The 22,244-nt window shown below is 69.5% G+C and carries 16 protein-coding genes and 1 pseudogene; 10 read left to right on the forward strand and 7 right to left on the reverse strand.

All coding sequences use genetic code 11. The features are described from left to right. Positions 1 to 93: 93 nt before the first annotated feature. The 3 genes from ACIREI_RS01630 to ACIREI_RS01640 form a co-directional block, all read right to left on the reverse strand. A complete protein-coding gene (locus ACIREI_RS01630) occupies positions 94 to 699 on the reverse strand; it encodes a hypothetical protein (protein WP_403326096.1) in 606 nt (201 codons plus the stop codon). 180 nt (positions 700 to 879) lie between these two features. After that, complete coding sequence (locus tag ACIREI_RS01635) at positions 880 to 1,707, reverse strand: MOSC domain-containing protein (protein ID WP_403326099.1); 828 nt, start codon at positions 1,705 to 1,707, stop codon at positions 880 to 882. A 45-nt stretch (positions 1,708 to 1,752) separates the two neighbouring features. After that, positions 1,753 to 2,187: a DUF6643 family protein gene (locus tag ACIREI_RS01640; RefSeq protein ID WP_403326102.1), complete on the reverse strand. Its 435-nt coding sequence runs from the start codon at positions 2,185 to 2,187 to the stop codon at positions 1,753 to 1,755. Between the two features lie 298 nt (positions 2,188 to 2,485). Here ACIREI_RS01640 and ACIREI_RS01645 point away from each other — a divergent pair, with 298 nt between their 5' ends. Continuing rightward, on the forward strand, positions 2,486 to 3,784 hold the full coding sequence (locus ACIREI_RS01645) for a TerD family protein (protein WP_403326105.1): 1,299 nt from the start codon (positions 2,486 to 2,488) through the stop codon (positions 3,782 to 3,784). A gap of 26 nt (positions 3,785 to 3,810) precedes the next feature. Here ACIREI_RS01645 and ACIREI_RS01650 read toward each other — a convergent pair whose 3' ends face one another. Beyond that, complete coding sequence (locus ACIREI_RS01650) at positions 3,811 to 4,986, reverse strand: glycosyltransferase (RefSeq protein ID WP_403326108.1); 1,176 nt, start codon at positions 4,984 to 4,986, stop codon at positions 3,811 to 3,813. Positions 4,987 to 5,043: 57 nt separating this feature from the next. Between ACIREI_RS01650 and ACIREI_RS01655 the strand changes: the two genes are divergently transcribed. After that, positions 5,044 to 5,829 (forward strand): glutamate racemase, encoded by a 786-nt coding sequence (locus ACIREI_RS01655; RefSeq protein WP_403326111.1) that lies wholly within the window; start codon positions 5,044 to 5,046, stop codon positions 5,827 to 5,829. Positions 5,830 to 5,935: 106 nt separating this feature from the next. Beyond that, the gene (locus ACIREI_RS01660) at positions 5,936 to 6,478 is read left to right on the forward strand and encodes a hypothetical protein (protein WP_403326114.1); all 543 of its coding nucleotides are present in this window, start codon (positions 5,936 to 5,938) and stop codon (positions 6,476 to 6,478) included. Between the two features lie 76 nt (positions 6,479 to 6,554). Here the strand turns inward: ACIREI_RS01660 and ACIREI_RS01665 are convergent, their stop codons facing one another. Further along, positions 6,555 to 7,622 (reverse strand): O-antigen ligase family protein, encoded by a 1,068-nt coding sequence (locus ACIREI_RS01665; RefSeq protein WP_403326117.1) that lies wholly within the window; start codon positions 7,620 to 7,622, stop codon positions 6,555 to 6,557. Positions 7,623 to 7,985: 363 nt separating this feature from the next. On the opposite strand from ACIREI_RS01665, the gene lnt reads away from it, so the two are divergent. The 4 genes from lnt to ACIREI_RS01685 all read left to right on the forward strand — a co-directional run bounded on the left by lnt (position 7,986) and on the right by ACIREI_RS01685 (position 13,049). Further along, positions 7,986 to 9,596: an apolipoprotein N-acyltransferase gene (lnt, locus tag ACIREI_RS01670; protein ID WP_403326119.1), complete on the forward strand. Its 1,611-nt coding sequence runs from the start codon at positions 7,986 to 7,988 to the stop codon at positions 9,594 to 9,596. Between the two features lie 90 nt (positions 9,597 to 9,686). After that, the gene (locus ACIREI_RS01675) at positions 9,687 to 10,166 is read left to right on the forward strand and encodes an NUDIX hydrolase (protein WP_403326121.1); all 480 of its coding nucleotides are present in this window, start codon (positions 9,687 to 9,689) and stop codon (positions 10,164 to 10,166) included. Between the two features lie 54 nt (positions 10,167 to 10,220). After that, positions 10,221 to 11,030, forward strand: a complete 810-nt coding sequence (locus ACIREI_RS01680; protein ID WP_403326123.1) for a 3-hydroxybutyrate dehydrogenase — start codon at positions 10,221 to 10,223, stop codon at positions 11,028 to 11,030. 75 nt (positions 11,031 to 11,105) lie between these two features. After that, positions 11,106 to 13,049, forward strand: a complete 1,944-nt coding sequence (locus ACIREI_RS01685) for a helix-turn-helix domain-containing protein (RefSeq protein WP_403326126.1) — start codon at positions 11,106 to 11,108, stop codon at positions 13,047 to 13,049. Positions 13,050 to 13,108: 59 nt separating this feature from the next. On the opposite strand, the gene ACIREI_RS01690 is transcribed toward ACIREI_RS01685, so the two are convergent. Further along, positions 13,109 to 14,494, reverse strand: a complete 1,386-nt coding sequence (locus tag ACIREI_RS01690; RefSeq protein ID WP_403326129.1) for an MFS transporter — start codon at positions 14,492 to 14,494, stop codon at positions 13,109 to 13,111. 505 nt (positions 14,495 to 14,999) lie between these two features. Here ACIREI_RS01690 and ACIREI_RS01695 point away from each other — a divergent pair. Next, on the forward strand, positions 15,000 to 15,314 hold the full coding sequence (locus tag ACIREI_RS01695) for an RICIN domain-containing protein (protein WP_403326132.1): 315 nt from the start codon (positions 15,000 to 15,002) through the stop codon (positions 15,312 to 15,314). A 214-nt stretch (positions 15,315 to 15,528) separates the two neighbouring features. On the opposite strand, the pseudogene ACIREI_RS01700 reads toward ACIREI_RS01695, so the two are convergent. After that, positions 15,529 to 15,759 (reverse strand): annotated as a pseudogene (locus tag ACIREI_RS01700) (D-glycerate dehydrogenase); the annotation flags it as partial. Between the two features lie 14 nt (positions 15,760 to 15,773). On the opposite strand from ACIREI_RS01700, the gene ACIREI_RS01705 reads away from it, so the two are divergent. Further along, positions 15,774 to 21,689 carry an RHS repeat domain-containing protein gene (locus ACIREI_RS01705; RefSeq protein WP_403326134.1) on the forward strand — a complete coding sequence of 1,972 codons (5,916 nt, stop codon included), beginning with the start codon at positions 15,774 to 15,776 and terminating at the stop codon, positions 21,687 to 21,689. Further along, a complete protein-coding gene (locus ACIREI_RS01710) occupies positions 21,679 to 22,047 on the forward strand; it encodes a hypothetical protein (RefSeq protein WP_403326136.1) in 369 nt (122 codons plus the stop codon). The genes ACIREI_RS01705 and ACIREI_RS01710 overlap by 11 nt, the downstream gene beginning before the upstream one ends. The last annotated feature ends 197 nt before the right edge of the window (positions 22,048 to 22,244 follow it).

Genomic DNA, 22,244 nt, shown 5'->3' on the forward strand with positions numbered 1-22,244 from the left:
CACCTCGAAGTACGCGGGTTTTGCTGCCGAAGAGTTCGGCCGGTCCACCGTAGCGTGCGCGCGGGCGGTGGGTTGACCAGAGCCGGAAGGCCGTCAACTGCCGGTGCCGGTCCGGCCCCAGTCCGGACCCGCCTTGTCCCACGCCTGGTCCCAACGCGCGTACCGGCGACGGACCATGCGCCAGACGACCAGCCGTCTGCTGCCCTCGACGAGGCCCGCGGCCAGCAGGGCCGCTCCGAGTCCGGCGAGTACGGCGTGCGTCGACGCTGTCGCGGAGTCCAGCGGGCGGGCGACCGTGCGGCCCTGTCGGTCCGTCCATATCGTGAAGCGGTCGCCGGGTTGTGGGGACTCGAGGCTCGACATGACCGAACCGTGATGCGGACTGCCGTCCGGTGCGGTCCAGTCGGCCACGACTCTGGTGCGCAGGTCCCGACCGGTGGCGGCTTCGGGATCCGCGTCCAGCGCAGAGCCTTCCACCTTGCGGACCACGGTCGCCGTCACCAGGTGCCGGGAGGCGCGCTGTTCGTGGACGGACTCCTGCAGGGCGTCCTGCGCGAGGCCGCCGACCAGGGAGCCGGCCAACGGCGTGACGACCAGGATCAGCAGCAGGGCCGCGAGGGCCGCCCAGGCCTCGGCCAGGTCGGTCGGACGGCACAGCGGATTGTGCCGCCAGCGCCAGAGTCCGCTGATCGCCCGCATCGTCCACACACCCCCTTCCCGCTCCGTGATAACCCCTCACCGAGCCGTTCACGCGCGGACCCCGCCGAAGAGAGAGCGAAATCACCTGAGTTCGGGGTCTCTCATGAACTTCTCACGAAAAGCCCAACGCGCGGGCACCCGGCCCCGGTTCCCGCGCCTCGACGCTCCGCGAGATCTTTCTCAGTCGAGGATCGTGACCGGATCGCCGACCCGGATCGTGCCGCGGGAGAGGGGCACCAGGTTCTGGCCGAAGATCAGCTTGCCGCCCAGGCGGCGGTGCCTGCCGAGGGTGTGCAGGGGCTCCCTGCCGCGCTCGGCGGTGGCCTGGTCGGTGGTGGTCACCACGCACCGACCGCACTTCTTGGGAAGACGGAAGGTCACCTCGCCGATGGCGAGGCGCGACCAGTCGTCCTCGGCCCAGGCGGTGGTGCCCGACACGACCACGTTCGGGCGGAAGCGGTTCATGGGCAGCGGGCCCTCCTGCGCATGATCACCCTGCGCGATGAGGGAGTTGAGAGCATCGAGGGACGCCGTCGTGGTGAGCAGCAGCGGGTAGCCGTCGGCGAAGCTGACCGTCTCGCCCGGCAGGGCGTACTCCGGATCGACGGGCCGGCGCGTGCCGGGATCGTCCATGTACGCGAGGCGCACGTCGGCGCCGAGATGGGCGCTGCACCAGGCATGCGCCGCGTCGTCCTCGGCGAGGACCGCCTCGACCTTGTCGCGGAAGATCTCCACCGGCACCGTGCCGACCGTCCGCGGCACGGGCACGGTGAGCGGGTCCCTGCCGGGCGCGGACAAGCGGACGCCGCCGCCGGGCAGCAGCTCGGCGGCGGCAAGCGCGAGGCGCGGTTGCTGGCGCTGCGTAACGACCTTTCCCCCGTCGTCGATCAGCATCCAGCGTCGGTCTCCGGCCAGCCCCCAGGGCTCCACGACGGCCTCCCGGGGCGCAGTGCCCCGGAACGCCTTGACCGGATGAACGTGAATCGACTGCAGCTGTGCGTGCCCCATGAGGCCATCGTGCCAGGTGGCGCCGACAGCCCCGGGGGAGCGGGGTCAGTAGCCGCGGTACTGCTGGTTGTTGTACGGGTCCTGGTAAGGAGTCGCGGCGGGACGGGGAGCCGCGGGGCGCATCGCCTCGTAGCCCGTGCCGCCGGGGGCCACCGGCCGAGGCTGCTGGGCCTGCGGGCCGGGGTAGCCGCGCGGGGCGGCCGCCTGCTGCGGGATGTACGCCGCGGGCGCCTGCTGTAGCGGAGCGGGCTGCGGCGCCTGCGGATAACCGTAGGAGGGCTGGGACGGGGCCGCCGGGAGGGCGGGCAGCGCGGACGGCAGCGCGGGCAGGTTGCCGCTCGGCGTGTCGTACGCGGCGGGGACCCGGATCGGGGCGATCTGCGGGGTGCCCCGCTCGGCCACGAGCGAGTCGTAGATCGGAGTGTCCGGGAAGGAGGCGGAGTAGTAGCCGCCGCCATAGGTGGAGCGGGGGGAGGTCATGGCACATAAGTTAAGCCCACGATGTGCTGGTTGGGGAGACCGATAAGAGGGTTGTTTTGTGCGTCCGCAGTGACGCCGGATCCCCAATGCGAGCGAACTTGGCAAAAAGGGACGCCAATCAGCGCTCGGATCGTGTAAATGCCGAGTTCCGAGCGGGTTACCGGGGGTTGGCCTCCGGTGTTCCTGTGGCCCTCATGGGAGTTCGTTGTCGAGGGGAATAGGTTGGCCCTGTAAAGAACCCAGTGAGCTGCCGGGACATGCCTGGCGCGGTGACCCGTGAGTGGGGGCGGACATGTCAATGTCGAAAGGATCGAATGCTCCGGTGCCGACGACGGCACTGCGGGTCGAATTGGGCTGGCGCTCCGGACCGGGCGTGCCCGACGCGGACGCCTCGGCGCTGTTGCTGGTGGGCGGAAAAGTCCGCTCCGACGGGGACTTCGTCTTCTACAACCAGCCGGCGCACTCCTCCGGCGCCGTCCGGCACGAGGGCAAGCGGGACGCCGGCGGCCGGGTGACCGACAGCCTGCTGGTCGACCTCGCGCGCGTGGAACCCGCGATCGAGACCGTCATCCTCGCCGCTTCCGCGGACGGCGGCGCTTTCGGTCAGGTTCCCGACCTTTCCATCGAGGTCAAGGATGCCGCCCAGGGAACCGTCGTCGCCCGTTTCGACAGTATGGGCGCCACCGTGGAAACCGCTTTCGTACTCGGTGAGTTCTACCGCCGCCAAGGCGCCTGGAAATTCCGCGCCGTCGGCCAGGGCTACAGCAGCGGCCTCGAGGGCCTCGCCACCGATTACGGCATCACGGTCGACGAACCCCAGCAGGCGGAACCCGCTCCGGCCCCCGTCGCCCCGTCCGCCACGCCCCCGGCAGCCACACCGCCGCCCGCGGCGCCTCCGGTGACCATGGCGCCGCCCGCCATGCCACCGGTCCCCCCGCCCGCACCCCAGGCGGCGCCGGTCAGCCTGAGCAAGGTGACGCTCACCAAGGCGGCCCCCTCCGTCTCGCTGACCAAGCAGGGCGGCACCTCGGGCGTCCTGCGCGTGAACCTCAACTGGCAGGTGCGCAAGCAGTTCTCGGGCTGGGCGAGCAAGCTGGGCCGCGCGGTCGCCATGCACAACGACCTCGACCTCGACCTGTGCGCCCTGTACGAGCTCACCGACGGCAGCAAGGGAGTCATCCAGTCCCTCGGCAACGCCTTCGGCGCCCTGCACCAGCCCCCGTACATCCACCTCGACGGCGACGACCGCACCGGCGCCATGTCCAGAGGCGAGAACCTCACCGTCAACCTCGACCACCAGCGGGACTTCCGGCGCATCCTGATCTTCGTGACCATCTACGAAGGGGCACGTTCCTTCGCCGACCTGCACGCCACGGTCACCCTCACGCCACAGCACGGCGCGCCGGTCGACTTCTCGCTCGACGAGTGCACGGTCCCCTCCACGGTGTGCGCGCTCGCCCTGATCACCAACACTGGCAGCGACCTGGTCGTCCAGCGTGAGGCCCGCTACCTGGTGCCCGAGCGCGGGGTCAGCCCGCAGCGCACCGTCGACCACGCCTACGCGTGGGGCATGAACTGGACGCCCGGCCGTAAGTAGTCCGCCCTCGTCGGACGCCGAGCAAGTCAGCCCTCGTCGGGTACCACGTCCGGACGCGTGTACGTGCGGCCCTTCCAGGCCGCGCCGCGCCCGCGGTAGTGCTGCACCGCGGAATCGACCGTCATGAGGAGGTAGAGGAACGCGGTGAACGGCAGCAGGGGAGCGAGCCACAGCGGCTGGCGGTAGTAGCGGAGCATCGGCAGGTACGTGCCCGTCATCACCAGCCACGCGAGGCCGCCGACGACCGCCGACGCCGTACCCCCGCCGGCCGGACCCGCGACCAGGGCCACGGGCGGCACCAGATACACCAGTGCGAGCCCGGCGACCGTCCCGGCCAGCACCAGCGGGTTGTGCCGCAACTGCGCGTACGCGCTGCGCGAGACCATCCGCCACAGGTCGCTCAGCCGCGGATACGGGCGCACGCTGTCCACCCGCTCGGCCAGCCCCAGCCAGATGTGGCCACCGTCGCGCTTGACGGCCCGCGCGAGCGCCACGTCGTCGATGACGGCATGCCGGATGGCATCCGGGATCCGCGCCCGCTCGGCGGCTTCGGCACGCAGAAGGACGCACCCGCCCGCCGCGGCCGCCGTACGTGCTCCCTTCCTACCGATCCGGCGGAACGGATACAGCTGCGCGAAGAAGTACACGAAGGCCGGCACGACCAGCCGCTCCCACAGGCTCTCCACCCGCAACCGGGCCATCTGGGAGACGATGTCGAAGCCCCCGGTGTGCGCGGCCGCGACCAGCTCCCGCAGGCTGTCGGGCGCATGCGCGATGTCGGCGTCTGTCAGCAGCAGGTACTCGGGAGCACGCGCGCGTGCCAGGCCGATGCCGTGCCGCACCGCCCACAGCTTGCCGGTCCAGCCCGCGGGCGGCTCGCCGGGGGAGTCCACGGTCAGCGGCAGTCCGCCCTGCCGCCGCGCGAGCTCGCGCGCAAGCTCCCCCGTGCCGTCCGAACTGCCGTCGTCGATCAGGAAGACCTCCGCGCGCCCCGGGTAGTCCTGGGCGAGCAGCGACGGCAGGCTCGCGGGAAGCACCGCCGCCTCGTCGCGCGCCGGCACGACGACGCAGACCGACGGCCACTCGTCCGGTTCCGTCCGCCGCGGAAGTCTGACGTCCGTACGCCAGAAGAAGCCCTGGCAGAGCAGCAGCCACAGCCAGGCGACGAGTGATCCGGCGGCAGTCCACGCGATGGCGCTCACGCGCGCAGTCTGCCCCACCCGACCTGCCCGCAAGGGCCCATCGTCTATCGTGGCCGGGTGAAGATCGCGCTGATGGACTCCGGAATCGGATTGCTCGCGGCCACCGCCGCGGTACGGCGGTTGCGACCCGACGCACATCTCGTGCTCTCCCTCGACCCCGACGGCATGCCCTGGGGTCCGAGGACCACCGAGGACCTCACACAGCGCGCCGTGGCCGTCGCGGACGCCGCCGCCGCGCACCGGCCCGATGCCCTGATCATCGGCTGCAACACCGCGACCGTGCACGCCCTGCCCACCCTGCGTGCCCGCCTCGAACCCGGCATACCGGTCATCGGCACGGTCCCGGCGATCAAGCCGGCCGCGGCCGGAGGCGGCCCGTTCGCGATCTGGGCCACGCCCGCCACCACAGGCAGCCCCTACCAGCGCGGTCTCATCGAGGACTACGCCGACGGCGTGGCCGTCACCGAGGTGCCGTGCTTCGGGCTGGCCGAGGCCGTCGAGCACGCGGACGAGACGGCGATCGAAGCGGCCATCGCAGCGGCCGCCGCCCTGACCCCCAAGGACGTGACCACCGTCGTCCTGGGCTGCACACACTACGAACTCGTCGCCGAGCGCATCCGCGCCGCCGTCCAGCGCCCCGGCTTCCCGCCGCTCGTCCTGCACGGCTCCGCCGGCGCGGTCGCCGCGCAGGCGCTGCGCCGCCTCGGCGAGCAGCCGGCCCCCGGTGCCGAGGCGAACGGCACCCTGACGGTGCTGCTGAGCGGCCGCGAGGGCGCCCTGCCCGTGCCCGCTCTCGCCTACGAGGAAGGCCGTCTGCTGCAGGAGACGAGCCCCGCGCAGTAACCGACGGTCACCATGCGGAGGGCGCCGGTCCGTCCGAAGCCCGGTCGGCGCAGTCACCCTCCGCAGCGCGGTACCAGCGCAGCGAAACCTGAGTAACCTCATAGGCATGAGGGACCACCCCCACAGCGCGCAGCCGCACCCCGATGTCTGGACCGGGCGGGCGACCAATCGGGTCCAGTGGCTGCTGGCGCTCGTCGGTGCCGCCTGCATGGCGCTCGGGGTCGAGCTGGCCGTCGACTCGCCGTGGACGGACGGCGTCGCCCCCCTCGTCATGGCCGTCGTCGGCTGCATCGCGGCCGGCCTGCTGGTCCTTTTCGGCACTCTGGCGTTCGTGCATGTCGCCCTGAGAGTCGACCATGAGTGCCTCGAGGTGCGCTGCGGCCACATCGGTGTGCCGCGCCGCCGTATTCCGCTGTCCGAGGTGGCGGGCGCCGACTTCGTCGCACACGTCACCCCGCGCCACTGGGGCGGGTGGGGTTACCGGTGGCGGCCCGAGAAGGGCACCGCGGTCGTCGTGCGGCGTGGCGAGGGCTTGGTGCTGCGGTTGTGGGACGGCCACACGTTCACGATCACCGTGGACGACGCGGAGGCGGCCGTACGGGTCATCAGGGACCGCCTGCGGACACGGGCACCCGGCACGGCGCACTGAATCCAGGGGCGGTTCGTCGCTGCGGGGGCGGGGCTTCGGAGACACATGTGGGCCGGCCCCTTCGCCGTGCGCCGGGTCATGGGCTCAGCCGTTCGCCACGCGCGTGTACGTCGATCTCGCGCGCCTGCGATGCATGAGCGAGCGGACGTGCCGTGGCCAACCCGGCCAGCAGACCCGCGCCCACCGACACGGCGGTGAAGCTGAGCGCGTTGCCGACGGCGGCGATGGCCGCCAGCGCCGTCAGGGCCGCGCCCGCGGTGAGTGCGACCGGGGTGGGGCGCGCGGTGCGCCACAGCGCGAACAACATCCAGCCGAAGGCCGCCGCCAGCAAGGCGACGCCGAGCACGCCCTGTTCCGCCGCCTGTTGCAGAGGCGCCGAGTGCGGCTTGCCGTCGGACAGCAGCGTTCCGGTGGCCGTCGTACTGAGTTCCCCGAAACGTCCTGGGCCCACGCCCAGCGCGGGGTCCTGGCCTGCCAGGTGCAGGGCGTCGTGCCACAGCTGGATCCGGTGCGGCGTCAGCTGACCCTCGAGCCAGTCGGTGAGTCCGCCGGGCATCGAGTTCCCGGCGACTGCCAAGGTCAGGCCGGTGACGGAGGTCGCGGTCAGGGCCAGTCCCGCGATGCCCACGCCACGATGGCGGATGTGGCCGGCGGCGAGCGAGCACAGCACGACGGCGGCGCAGGTGACCAAGCCCGAGATCGAGCCGAGGACACCGGCCGTCACCGCTATGCCCGCAGCCAGCACGCGCAGGCCCAGTCGCAGCGCGGGTGCCGAGGCGGTCCAGGCGGCGCAGCACGCGGCGCCGGTGGAGAGGGTGAGTACGGCGGCCGTGGCCCCGGCATGGCCCAGTGGGGCGACGATCTGCGGCCCGGGGGCGAGGTGGGGTACGGCCAGCGTCAGACCCACTCCGGCCACCGCTCCGGCGCAGGGCGCGGCGACCGGCAGCAATGCCCCGCCGATCCGCCCAGCGGCATAGCCGGCGGCCACGGCGAGGATCGCGAGCAGCACACCCTCGGGGCGGCCGTCGTGCACGGCAGCCGAGATCAGCGACCAGGCGGCGCATGCCCCCAGCACGACCACGCCTGCCGCATCAGAAACGTTTCGTCTGTCGCCGTCCTCATCCGGACCTGCCGCAGACGTCATCCCCGTGACATCCACCCCGCCCCCCGAAACCCGGTCCCCCGACCTGTGACGGGCCCCGCCGCACGGACCGGACCTGACCTGCCGGTACGACTGAGCTCCGGCATACCGTAACCGCTGATGGGCGATTTGTGGACGTGTCGTGCAGGAACGATGCGTCGCCTGACTGCCACGGGGTCGGCGGCGCCGTCCGCACACCGGGGAGGACCCGGGCCGACAGCGCCGCGGCGGGCGGCGTCTCCCGCCGGGGGCCGGACTCGCGGTGGTCCTGGACGCGGACCCGACGGACGCATGCGCCCACGTGGGAGCCCTGCCCTCCACCGACCGCGCTGTCGGCGCCGAGGTCAACCGCCGTACACTCCCGGAGTGACCGTCACCGCAACTTCCGTGGGCGAGTCGGACCAGCTGCAGCCGCAGACCGCGCCCGCCTCGCGCGCGGCACGGCTCGTGCGCCTGGTTCCGGCCCTCGCCGCGGCGCTCTCCGGAGTGCTGCTCTATGTCAGCTTCCCGCCGCGCACCCTGTGGTGGCTGGCCCTGCCGGCCTTCGCCGTCTTCGGCTGGGTACTGCGCGGCCGCAGCTGGAAGGCGGGCCTCGGCCTCGGCTACCTCTTCGGCCTCGGCTTCCTGCTGCCGCTGCTGGTGTGGACCGGAGTGGAGGTCGGCCCCGGCCCCTGGCTCGCGCTGGCCGCGATCGAGGCGGTCTTCGTGGCGCTGGTGGGCGCGGGAGTCGCCGCGGTGTCGAAGCTGCCGGGTTCGCCGGTGTGGGCGGCGGCGCTGTGGATCGCCGGAGAAGCGGCACGCGCGCGTGCGCCGTTCAGCGGCTTCCCCTGGGGCAAGATCGCGTTCGGCCAGGCCGACGGCGTCTTCCTGCCGCTCGCCGCGGTGGGCGGCACCCCGGTGCTCGGCTTCGCGGTCGTGCTCTGCGGCTTCGGTCTGTACGAGGTGATACGCCTGGCCCTCGAGGCGCGGCGGACACGAGCCGTACGGCGGTCCGCTGCCGCGGTCGCCCTGCTGAGCGTGGCCGTACCCGTGGTGGGCGCCGTGGCCGCACGACCGCTTGTCAGCGACAAGGCCGAGAACGGCACCGCGACCGTCGCGGTCATCCAGGGCAACGTTCCGCGCGCGGGGCTGGACTTCAACGCCCAGCGGCGAGCCGTACTGGACTACCACGCGCGCGAGACCGAGCGGCTGGCCGCCGAGATCAAGGCGGGCAAGGTCGCACAGCCCGACTTCGTGCTGTGGCCCGAGAACTCCTCCGACATCGACCCCTTCGCCAACGCCGACGCGCGCGCCGTCATCGACACGGCCGCCAAGGCGATCGGCGTGCCCATCTCCGTCGGCGGCGTCGTCGAGCGGGACGGCAAGCTGTTCAACGAGCAGATCCTGTGGGACCCGGCCAAGGGGCCCGTCGACACGTACGACAAGCGGCAGATCCAGCCGTTCGGCGAGTACCTGCCGCTGCGCTCGCTCGTCGGGGCGATCAACGAGACCTGGACGTCCATGGTCCGCCAGGACTTCAGCCGGGGCAGCAAGCCGGGCGTGTTCACCATGGACGGCGCCAAGGTCGGCCTCGTCACCTGCTACGAGGCGGCCTTCGACTGGACCGTGCGCTCGGAGGTCACCGACGGCGCGCAGATGATCTCCGTGCCGAGCAACAACGCGACCTTCGACCGCAGCGAGATGACCTACCAGCAGCTCGCCATGTCCCGCGTCCGCGCCGTCGAGCACAGCCGGACCGTCACGGTCCCGGTGACCAGCGGCGTCAGCGCGATCATCATGCCGGACGGGACGATCACGCAGAGGACGGGCATGTTCGTGGCCGACTCGCTGGTCCAGAAGGTGCCGCTGCGCTCCAGCGAGACGCCCGCCACCCGGCTCGGCATCGTCCCGGAGATCGGCCTGGTGCTGGTCGCCGCGGGCGGGCTCGGCTGGGCGATCGGTGCCGGGATGCGCGCGCGACGCGCCGCTGACGTGTAGTCGTACGCCGGTTGCAGGCCGGTTGCAGGCCTGGCGCAGGCCCCCGGAACTCGCCGGGGGCGCGGTCAACGGCCCGCTAGGGTCGGGGTCATGGCTACTCCTGACTTCATTCGTACGATCCGTGCCTCCGCCGGTCATCAGTTGCTGTGGCTTCCCGGGGTCAGCGCCGTCGTCTTCGACGACGAGGGGCGGGTCCTGCTGGGGCAGCGCGCGGACAACCGCAAGTGGACGGTGATCAACGGCATCCCGGACCCCGGTGAGCAGCCCGCGACGGCCGCCGTGCGGGAGGTGTACGAGGAGACGGGTGTCCGGTGTGTCGCCGAGCGCGTCGTCCTCGTCCGATCCGGGAACGAGGTCACCTATCCCAACGGCGACACGTGCCAGTACATGGACATCACCTTCCGCTGCCGGGCCGTGGGTGGCGAGGCACGGGTGAACGACGACGAATCGCTGCAGGTCGGCTGGTTCGAGGTGGACGCGCTGCCTGTGATGGACGAACGCCAGCTGTTCCGGATCAAGCAGGCCCTGTCCGATGAACCCACATGGTTCGAGCCTATGAGCTCGGACTGAAGTATGTGCTGTGACCATATGTGGCCTGGCGAGGGTGCTGCCTAGGGTCGTGCCATGACCCCAGGCAGCACCCTCCCGGCTCATGGCTCGCCCCTGCCCTCGCCGCTCGACCTCGGTGGCCGCACCGCCCTCGTCACGGGCGCGGCCGGTGGCATCGGCCGCGCCTGTGCGCTGCGGCTCGCGGCCGCGGGGGCCAAGGTGAGAGCGGTCGACCGGGACGCCGCGGGTCTGGAGGCCCTCGCCGAGCGGACACGGGGCCTCCCGGGCACGGTCGAACCGCACGTCCTCGACCTCACCGACCTGGACGCGGCCGAACTCGCCGCCGCGGGCACCGACATCCTCGTCAACAACGCCGGACTGCAACTGGTGCGCCCCATCGAGGAGTTCCCGGCCGAGGTCTTCCACACGGTGCTCACCGTGATGCTGGAGGCGCCGTTCCGGCTCATCCGTGGTGCCCTGCCCCATATGTACGGGCAGGGCTGGGGCCGGATCGTCAATGTGTCCTCGGTCCATGGGCTGCGCGCATCGGCCTTCAAGTCGGCCTATGTTGCCGCCAAACATGGTCTGGAGGGCCTCTCCAAGACCGCCGCCTTGGAGGGCGCACCCCATGGCGTCACCTCGAACTGTGTGAACCCCGCCTATGTGCGCACGCCACTGGTGGAGAAGCAGATCGCCGACCAGGCCCGGGCGCACGGTGTCCCCGAGGAACGAGTGGTGTCCGAGGTGCTGCTGCAGGACAGCGCGGTCAAGCGGCTCATCGAACCGGAGGAGGTCGCGGAGGCCGTGGCGTACCTGTGCAGCCCGTCGGCATCCTTCGTGACCGGTACGTCGCTTGTGCTCGACGGTGGCTGGACCGCGCACTGAGCGGGGCGCGCGGACGGAATTCCGAGTTATCCACAGGCCTGACGGGGCGGCGGTGCGATGAGCAATCCTGTGAGCATGTCCCGCGATCACGTGCAGTCCACCTCGCGTTCCGCCGCTGCCGGAGCTCCCCTGAACAGCGCCGAGACGCCATTTCTCGAGCTGCTGGCCAGGGGTGCGTCCGCCGACGCCTACGAGCAGCCGGTGCTGCTCGCCCGCGCCGAGAGCAGACCGACCGAGTGGATCGTCGCCCTCGAACAGGCCAAGCTTCTCGCGCTGCGCGTGCGCTCCGAGCTGGAGGGGCGGCGCAGGCGCGAGGCCGAGCTGTCGGCCCTCTTCGAGACCGCGCACGACCTGGCGGGTCTGCGGGACCTGGACGCCGTACTGCAGGCGATCGTGCAGCGCGCCCGGTCGCTGCTGGGCACGGACGTCGCCTATCTCAGCCTGAACGACCCGGCCAGGGGCGACACCTATATGAGGGTGACCGAAGGTTCGGTCGCCGCCCGGTTCCAGCAGTTGCGGCTCGGCATGGGCGAGGGCCTCGGCGGACTGGTTGCGCAGACCGCCCGTCCCTATGTCACCGACGACTACTTCAAGGACGACCGCTTCCAGCACACCCTCACCATCGACGCCGGCGTGCGCGACGAGGGGCTGGTGGCCATCCTCGGAGTGCCTCTGATGCTGGGGCACCACGTGATCGGCGTCCTCTTCGCAGCCGACCGACGCGCCCGGGTCTTCGAACGGGAGCAGATCGCGCTGCTCGGCTCCTTCGCCGCCCTTGCCGCGGCCGCCATCGACACCGCGAACCTGCTCAGCGAGACCCGCTCGGCCCTCGCCGACCTGGAGCTGGCCAACGAGATCATCCGGGACCGCAGTGGAGTCATCGAACGGGCTTCGGACGTGCACGACCGGCTCGCCCAACTCGTGCTGCGCGGCGGCGGGGTGCACGACGTGGCCGCCGCGGTCTCCGAAGTCCTCGACGGGACGGTCGAGTTCGCGGAAGCCACCGCCGCACCGGCCAGGGCACTGGAGGCATCCCGCGCCGAAGGCCACGCGGTACGGCACGATGACGACTGGATCGCCGCGGTGGCCGCGGGCGGCGAACTGCTCGGCGCGCTGGTCCTGCGTGGTCACCCCGGCCTCGACCCCGTCGACCAGCGCACCCTGGAGCGGGCCGCGATGGTCACCTCGCTCCTGCTCCTCGCACGGCGCTCCGCCGCCGAAGCCGAACAGCGCGTCCGGGGCGAGCTGTTGGACGACCTGCTCGACGCCCGCGACCGTGACCCGCGACTGCTGCGCGAGCGGGCGGCACGGCTGGACGCCGACCTCGACGCAGGACACGTCGTGCTCGCTGCCCGCCTCGACGCCGTCGCGGCCGACGCCGACCAGGAGGCGGCCGCCCGCAGACGCCTGTGGTCCGCCGCGTCCCACCTCGCCGCGACCCGGCAGGGCCTCGCCGCCGCCCGCGACGGCGGCACGGTTCTGCTCCTGCCCCTCCAAGCCGGGGACACCGCCACCGCCCTGGCCCGCCGCACCGCCCGACATCTCGGCACGGCCGTCCACGAGGCGGTCACCGTCGGTGCTTCCGCTCCGATCGAGGACCTGGCCGCACACCCCGACGCCGTGGCCGCCGCCTACGAGGAGGGCCGGCGTTGCCTCGAAGCCCTGCGGCTGCTCGGCCGCTCGGGAGACGGCGCCGCCGCCGAGGACTTCGGGTTCCTGGGACTGCTGCTCGCCGGGGACCGGGACATCGCGGGCTTCGTCGACCGTACGATCGGCCAGGTCGTCGCGTACGACGAACGGCGCGGCACCGACCTTCTGCGCACCCTCGACGCGTACTTCTCCTGCGGGATGAGCCCGGCCCGAACCAAGGACGAACTGCACGTCCATGTGAACACGGTCGCCCAGCGCCTGGAGCGCGTCGGCCGCCTCCTCGGCGACGACTGGCAGAGCCCCGCCCGCACGCTGGAGATCCAACTGGCCCTCCGTCTGCACCGGTTGTCGGCACCTAGACAGCAGTGACCCCCGTACGCACGGGCGTACAGGGGCCGGTTGCGGGGGTTGGCCGCGAGGGTCAGGGGTCAGACGGTGCGCGCGTCCGCCGCCCTCGCCGTTGTGTTCTCCGCGTCGGCGGAGGACTCGATGTCGGCCAGATCCCGGTGGCGGGTCTCCTTGGCGGCGCCCACCGCGATCACCGTCAAGAGGGCCGCGGCGATGACGTACAGGGCGATGGGAGTAGAACTGCCGTAGTCGGACAGCAGCGCGGTGGCGATGAGCGGTGCGGGCGCGCCCGCCGCGACCGAGGCGAACTGGGCGCCGATGGAGGCACCGGAGTAGCGCATGCGGGTCGCGAACATCTCGGAGAAGAAGGCGGCTTGGGGCGCGTACATGGCGCCGTGCAGGACAAGGCCCACGGTCACGGCGAGGATCAGGTTGCCGAAGCCGCCGGTGTCGATGAGTGAGAAGAACGGGAACATCCACAGGCCGACGCCGACGGCGCCCAGCAGGTAGACGGGACGGCGGCCGATCCGGTCCGACAACGCACCCCAGGCCGGAATGACGGCGAAGTGCACGGCTGAGGCGATGAGTACGGCATTGAGGGCGGTCTGCTTGGAGACGCCGGCCGAGGTGGTGGCGTAGACGAGGATGAACGCGGTGATGACGTAGTAGCTGATGTTCTCCGCCATGCGCGCGCCCATCGCCACCAGCACGTCCCGCCAGTGGTGCCGCAGCACGGCGACCAGCGGCAGCTTCTCGGCCGCGGCCTCGTGCACGGCCTTGCGCGCCTCGGCCTGTGCCAACGCCTGCTTGAAGACGGGCGATTCATCGACGGACAGACGAATCCACAAGCCGACGATCACCAGGACGCCGGAGAGCAGGAACGGTATCCGCCATCCCCACGTGTTGAAGGCGCTGTCCGACAGCAGGGCCGTCAGCAAGGACAGCACGCCGGTCGCCAGCAACTGGCCGGCCGGCGCACCGGTCTGCGGCCATGATGCCCAGAAGCCGCGCCGCCGGGCGTCCCCGTGCTCGGACACCAGCAGCACGGCCCCGCCCCACTCGCCACCCAGCGCGAATCCCTGCACCAGGCGCAGCACGGTCAACAGCACGGGCGCGGCGGACCCGACGGTCGCGTGCGTGGGCAGCAGCCCGATCGCGAAGGTCGCCCCACCCATCAGCAGCAGACTCAGCACCAGCAGTTTCTTGCGGCCGAGACGGTCACCGTAGTGCCCGAAGACGAGGGCACCCAGTGGCCGGGCGGCGAATCCGACGGCGTACGTCAGGAAGGACAGCAGTGTGCCGACGAGCGGGTCGGAGTCAGGGAAGAACAGCTTGTTGAAGACGAGGGCTGCGGCGGAGCCGTAGAGGAAGAAGTCGTACCACTCGATGGTGGTGCCTATGAGGCTGGCGGCGACGATGCGTTTGAGGTTCCCGGGCGGTGGTGGAGCGGTTGCTGCGGAGGCCATGTTCGCCACTTCCTCGTGTGCGGTGGGGACGGTTACGTGTCGGGATACCGTAGAAACCTGCAGGTCAGGCGCACATGTAGTGGGACAACATAGTTCGGGACATGGCTATGCGTTCGGCCACCATGCTGGCTCGTGGAGCGTCGGCTCAGAGGCCCGGAGAGGGGCGAAACACGGCGCTGTCCGGGACGCGTAGTTAGGGGTGATTTGACGGTGCCGTGCTGACTCCCGTGCTGGTTTGGTGCTGACTAAAAGTCCACGTCATCACCCGTCTTCGTCGCTCCCGTGCTGACTTGGTGCTGACTACGCTGCGTTGAACTTGGACATTTGGTGGCTGACTGGCGACAGCCGTTGCGCGAATAGGGGCGCGGACCCACCACGGCCCGGCCGAGCCGAGCGGTGACCTGCTTTCGGGCACGTCGGTGACGAACTCCTCGGCGCTGGCTGCGATCTCCACGAGGCCGAATGCCGAGACTGGGTTGAATTGCACCCCGATGACGCCGACTCAGTGACTGTCCGGACCGTCGTCGTTCATAAGAAGGCCGCCAGGCCGGTCAAGGCCTGGTTGATCATGAAGCTCCAGAGCATCAGCCTGTCCGCGGCCGCCCGTCTCGCGGGGGTGGCCCTCACCCGATGGGCCATTGAGCGGAAGGGCGTTATTACCCGCAGCGGGCGACTCAGCTCCGTGGGGTGTGGAAACAGCAATCTCAACCACGACATCCGCAACTCCTCCGGCGCGGCAGGCGCGGTCATCGTCCAGAACGCCGTCTCCAGCGCCGACTCCCAGAAGTGGACTCTGATCGACGCGGGCAACGGCTACTAGCGGCTCCGGAACGTCAACATCACCCTCGTCGCCCAGTCCTCCACCGCCGACGGCGCCGCCGTCGTCCAGTGGAACAGCCTGAGCGTTGACGACCAGCTCTGGAAGTTCGTCCGTATCAACTGACCCGAAAGGGGGCGGGGCCCGGCATCCGCGCCGGGTTCCCCCCGCCCCGCAGGCGTGCCGAGCCTGGAGTGCCGAGAGTGCTGACAAACGCCTATGAGACGTATCGGCCGGGCAGGCTCGGAGTGCCAGGAAGGGGCGTGAGTGCTGGGTGGCCGTCCAGAACGGCGTCGATGTTGCAGGCGGCGAGTTCCACCATGGCCGCGCGGGTCGCCTCGGTCGCCGAACCCAAGTGCGGCAGCACCACCAGGTTCGGCTCGTTGAGCAGGGGGTGGGACGGGTCCGTACGCGGCTCTTCGGTCATCACGTCCAGCCCCGCCGAGTGAAGGTCACGAGATCGTGGGCCGGGTCCGCGAGGCGGGCCCGGCCACCCAGGCTAAATCCGCCTCCGGCGCGGGCACGTACGCCGCGACTGAGTTGTCTCCGTCGGCCACCTGGGCGGCCGGAGGCTCGTCCGGCGCGTTCACCTGGTCCTACCCCATGCAGGTTCCTCCGGCGCCTGGCCCGTCTCCGTCGCTGTCCCTGAGCTACGACTCCAGTTCGGTCGACGGGAAGACGGCATCCACGAACAACCAGTCCACACAGATCGGCGAGGGCTTCAACTCCTCCGCGAACTCGTACATCGAGCGCACCTATGGCTCCTGCGACGAGGATGGGCAGACGGACAAGTTCGATCTGTGCTGGAAGTTCGACAACGCCAGCCTCGTCCTGAACGGCAAGTCCTCCGAACTCGTCAAGGACGACACCACGGGCAAGTGGCGCCTGAAGAACGACGACGCCTCCACCGTCACGCACTCGACGGGCGCCGACAACGGCGACGATGGTGATGACATTGTCGACGGTCAGGGAGACGGCAAGGGTGAGTACTGGACCGTCACCACGGGCGACGGCACCCGGTACGTCTTCGGCCTCAACGAACTCGACGGCGCGGGCGCCGGCGACCGTACCAACTCCGTGTGGACCGTCCCGGTCTTCGGCGATGACGACAAGGAGCCGGGGTACAGCAGCGGATCGTCGTTCTCCGGCCGTGCCAAGACCCAGGCCTGGCGCTGGAACCTCGACTACGTCGAGGACACCCACAGCAACGCCATGTCCTACTGGTACACCAAGGAGACCAACTCCTACGCCAAGAACGGCGCGAGCACCGCCACCGCCTCCTACACCCGGGGCGGCTACCTGACCAAGATTCTCTACGGGCAGCGCGCAGGTTCCCTGTTCACCGGTGTGACGTCGGGCAAGGTCGAGTTCGCGTACGCCGAACGCTGCACCGCCTCGGACTGCTCCGAGCTGACGGACTCAACGGCTTCGAAGTGGCCTGACGTCCCCTTCGACTCGATCTGCGCGTCGGGCGCCGACTGCTCCGCGACCGGACCGTCGTTCTTCACCCGCAAGCGGCTGACGAAGACCGACACGTATGTCTGGTCCGCCGGCACGAGTGCGTTCACGGCGGTGGACACATGGGAGCTGACCCAGGAGTACCTGGACGGCGGAGACATCGGTGACACCACCGACCAGACCTTGACGCTCAAGAACGTCAAGCGCACCGGGAAGAACGGCACCGCGATCAGCCTGAACCCGGTCACCTTCGTCTATGACATGCGGCCCAATCGCGTGGACGGCGACCGGGACAACATCCTGCCGCTGAACAAGCCACGCATTCGCACCGTCACCTCGGAAACCGGCGCCATAACCGACGTGACGCTCTCGGACCAGGAATGCGTACGGGGCAGCGCCATGCCGGTGGCGGAGGACCAGAACACCAAGTCCTGTTACCCGCAGTACTGGCACATCAACGGGGCCGAGGAAGCCTCCATCGACTGGTTCCACAAATACCGCGTCACAGACGTGGTCACGAGCGACCCCACCGGCCACAGCGCCACGATGGAGAGCCACTACACCTACGCCGACCCGGCCTGGCACTACAACGACTCCCCCTTCACCCCGGCTGAGGAACGCACCTGGTCGATCTGGCGCGGCTTCCGCACCGTCACCTTCACCCAGGGCTCTGGCACCGACCTTTCGAAGAAGACCTCGATCTATCTCCAGGGCATGAACGGCGACCGACTCCTGAAGGCTGACGGCACCCTGGATCCCGCCGCCCGCCGCAGCTCAACAGTGCCGGGTAAAGACCTCACTGGCCTGGACGTGCCCGACCAGACGGACAGCGAGCAGTTCTCCGGCTTCCTGCGCCAGGAGATCACTTACAACGGCACGGCCCCCCTCTCGGTCACCGTCAACGACCCCTGGTCGAAGAAGACAGCCACCCAGCACAAGTCGTATGCCGACACCGAGGCGTACTACGTCCGCACCGGCAAAACCACCACGCACACCTACCTGACGACCGCACAGTCCTGGCGCTCCACGGCCAGCGCCACCACGTACGACGACTACGGCATGGCCGTCAGGACCGACAACACGGGCGACACCGCCAAGACCGGCGACGAAACCTGCACCCGCACCTGGTACGCCCGCAACGACGACCTCGGCATCAACTCCCTCACCTCGCGCACCCGCACGGTGGGCAAAGCCTGCTCAGTCACCGAGGCAGACCTGTCGCTGCCCTCGAACACGGCGACCTCCGGTGACGTCGTCTCGGACACCGCCACTGTCTACGACAACACGAGCGCCACGGCGTGGACGGTGTCACAGACCCCCACCAAGGGCGACGAGACCTGGAACGGCCGCGCCTCCGCCTACCCCGCCACCGTGTCCGGAGGGGAGCGCGCCCCTTCGTCCTGGCAGACCGTCAGCCGCATCACGTACGACACGCTGGGCCGGCCCCGCACCACGACGGACCCCGCCGGCAACCCGACGACCGTCACCTACACCCCCGCCGACACCGGCCCTCTCACTCGCACCCAGACCAAGGACGCAAAGTCCTACAGCACCTACGCCTATATCGATCCGGCGCGGGGCCAGACAACCAAGACCTTCGACCCGAACAACCGGATCACGGAGTCGGCCTACGACGCCCTGGGCCGTACGACCTCGGTGTGGCTGCCCAACCGCAGCCGCTCCGGCGGACAGAGCGCCAGCTACGTCTTCGGCTACTCCATCTCCAACACCAACAGGTCCTGGACCTCCACAGGCACCCTGAAGGCGGACGGCAGCACCTACTCCACCTCCTACACCATCTACGACTCCCTCCTGCGCACCCTCCAGACGCAGACACCCGGCGCCACAAGCGGCCGGATCCTGACCGACACCCGCTACGACAGCCGGGGCTTGGCCATTGAGGCCTATGCCGACATCTTCGACACCGCCGAGCCGTCCGCGACCTACGCGCAGGCCGAGTACGGGGAAGCACCCAGCCTGACCAAGACCGGGTACGACGACGCCGGACGCCCGACGACGACGACGTTCCTGGTCGGCGGGGTGCAGAAGTGGCAGACCACAACCACCTACACCGGCGATTCCGTCGCCACCAGCGCCGTCACCGGCGGCTCGGCGTCCCGGACCATCACCGACGCTCTCGGCCGCACCGTCGAGACGCGCCAGTACGCCAGCACTTCACCCGCCGACAGTGAGTACGGAGGTGGGGTGGGCGCTGAGTACACAAAGACCCGGTTCGCCCACACGCCTGGCGGCCGGCAGAAGTCGATCACTGGCCCGGACGGCGCCGTCTGGTCGTACGGCTACGACCTGCACGGCCGTCAGGTCTCAGCGACCGACCCGGACAAGGGCACCACGACCACCGGATACACGACACTCGACCAGGTTGCCTGGACCAAGGCATCGACCGGGCAGGCGGTCATCTCCGCCTACGACGTGCTCGGCAGGCTCACCGACACCTGGAAGTCGGCCGCCGACGCGGACCTGACGAATCCCACCGTGCTCGCGGCGCAGAAAGCGGACACCAACAAACTCACGCAGCGCACGTACGACACCGTCCCCTCCGGAAAAGGCAAACTCGCCGCCTCCACGCGGTACGTGGGGGGAGCCGGGGTCGGGGGCAAGGCGTACACCCAGAGCGTCACGGAATACGACAGCCGCTACAACGTCACCGGGTCCAGGCTCACCCTCCCGTCCGACGAGGCGCTGGTGACCGCGGGTGCACTCGCATCGAATGTGGTGGACTTCTCCGCCCACTACAAGATCGACGGCACTCTGGAGCAGACCACCGAGCCCGCAGCCGGCGGTCTCGCCTCGGAGATCGTCGAGTACGACTACTCGAACCGGGGCCTGCCCACCACCCTCACTGCCGGCGGTAAGGGCATCGTCCTGGACACCGCCTATACAGACCTGGGGCAGGTCTCGACGCTCCGGCTCGGTGCCTCCGAGGCGACCGGCACGAACAAGGTCGATATCGCCTACGGCTATGAGGATGGCACCAGCCGCCTTCTGCAGACCCAGGTGCACGCACAGACGCACGCATACGACGCGCTGAACCTGCACTACACCTACGACGACGCCGGCAACGTCACCAAGATCTCCGACACCACCACGCTCGCCGGCACCGGTAAAGCCGACAGCCAGTGCTTCGCCTTCGACGGCTACCAGCGAATGACCGAAGCATGGACGCCGGCAGACGGAGACTGCAAGGACACCGGACGCACCGCCACGAACCTCGGCGGCGCCGCCCCCTACTGGTCGAGTTACACCTACGGTGCGAGCGGCCAGCGGGCGACGGAAACCACCCACGACAGCAGCAACTCGGAGACCACCACCTACTGCTACAAGGGGGGTACCACTCAGCCCCACACCCTTCTCTCCACGACCACCGGTTCCTGCACGGGCGCCACTGCCCAGTACACATACGATGCAGACGGCAACACCACCAAGCGCCCGGACGGCAGCACCACACAGAAGCTCGAGTGGGACAGCGAAGGCAGGCTCTCCCGCCTGACCGAGGACCCTGGCGGCGCGGCCCGTTCCACGGACTACATCTACGGAGCCGACGGCAACCTGCTCATCCGCCGCAACACCTCCAGCGGCGGGGAGACCGTCCTGTACCTCGGCGCCACAGAGGTACACCTCCAAGCGGGCAAGACATGGGCCAGCCGCTACTACACCCACGCCGGCTCCACCATCGCCCTGTGCAGCAACCAGTCCGGTACGAAGAAGATCACGTTCCTCGCCGGTGACCAGCACGGCACCAGCACGACGGCGATCACATCCGACGACCAGACCCTGACCAAGCGGTATCTGACCCCCTTCGGCTCCAACCGGGCCAGCGGCGCGACGAACTGGCCGGACGACAAGGGATTCCTCGGCAAAACCGCCGACACCGACACTGGCCTCACCCACATTGGCGCACGCCAATACGACCCTGCCATCGCCCAGTTCATCAGTGTCGACCCGCTTCTGCAGAGTGACATCCCGCAGACCCTCAATGGATACAGCTACGGCGCGCAGAACCCGGTGAGTAACGCGGACCCGAGCGGCATGGGCCTAGTGTGCGGTGGCCCAGGTGAACCCGGCTGTCCGACACGTCCCGACGGAACTCCCGGGAACGGCAGGCCAAACGAAGCCGCGAAACCCGTAGTTGCATGCCCGAGCCTCCTCAACCCGAACTGCCCGGAGTACACAGGAGGGACCGCAGGCAACAGCAGCGGTAATGGGCACGGTGGGGGGAACGTCGGCTCCAGCGGCGGCGACGGCAGCTCCTCGCAAAAGGCCTACCACGTCGACGACAGCTGCAAGGACTGGGGCTTCCTTTCCAGCACCTGCCGAAGTGTAGGAGAGGTCTTCTACGGCGCCATCAGCAACGTCCCGCACGCCGTCGAGTACGCGGGCTGGATCTGGGACGAAGACTGCTGGGGCGGAGGCCCGGGGAATCCAGGCTGTGACTACGGCACCCAGTTCGACAAGTGGGTCGCCGAGCACGGCTACGACATCACCAGTGACGAATATCAAGTGCCCTCAGCGCTGGCAGCAATCTTCGCGCACAACGGCATGAAGAAGCCAAGGCCGTCCCAGGTCTCGGGTCCGGGTTGGTTTCCCAATGGCAGCGGGAAGATCCCCGGCGGGTGGAGCGGTCCCAACATGACCAAGAAATATAGGAAGGATCTGGACAAGCCCGGCTTCGTCTGGCGCGCCCCTAAGGGCCAGGACAGCGTCCGGATCGACAGGGGAGACCCGAACTCGGCGCATGCCACTCAGCAGGTCGATCATGTCGTGATCAACTCAGGTGGCAGGATCGTAGGGCGAGGTGGTTTGCTACTGCCGCCCGGAGCAAGAATTCAGGACTACCCAGTCGAAGCTCACGTACCGATGAGCGAGTGGCTGACCTGGAGGAACTGGAATGCCCCCTGACGATGTACTCCTGCAAACACCCTGGCTGCGTGCCCAGTTGATCGAATGGCTCGTGAAGCTGAGTGACAGAGGCTGGCAGGAAGGGAACTGGACGTCGGCCGGAGACTCGGCCATGGATGACATGCTGGACTTCTTCGACGACACCGGAGTCTTGGACGATCCTACGGGCAGGGTGGGTTTCATCCTCCGTGACGAAAGAGAAGTGAGCGTCATGAAGGACCTGAATGCTGCTGTCGATCGCGCCATTACGTCTACTGCTGAGAGTGATCGTGAAATTATCCAATCGCAGCCGTGGGACACAGTGGTGGCTACAGCGAGGGAAGCCCTGAGAGTAATGGATGTGGATTTCCCTCACTGAGCGGAATCCGGGGGCGAATGCGCTGTTGTTCGCCGCTGAGGTCAAGTGCGGCGACGCCAGATTTCGCACGCTCCTTTGCGACGGTCTGGTCATTTGGCCGGACGAGACGCGCTGGTGGCAGAGGGGCGTGCCATCCTTCGTGCAGCGGGAGTTCGCGTATGACTTAGCGACCGGTTTTCAGTCGAACTGAGAGTGCT

Origin of the sequence: Streptomyces sp. NPDC093591, assembly GCF_044764885.1 — a bacterium.
Taxonomy (GTDB): Bacteria; Actinomycetota; Actinomycetes; order Streptomycetales; family Streptomycetaceae; genus Streptomyces.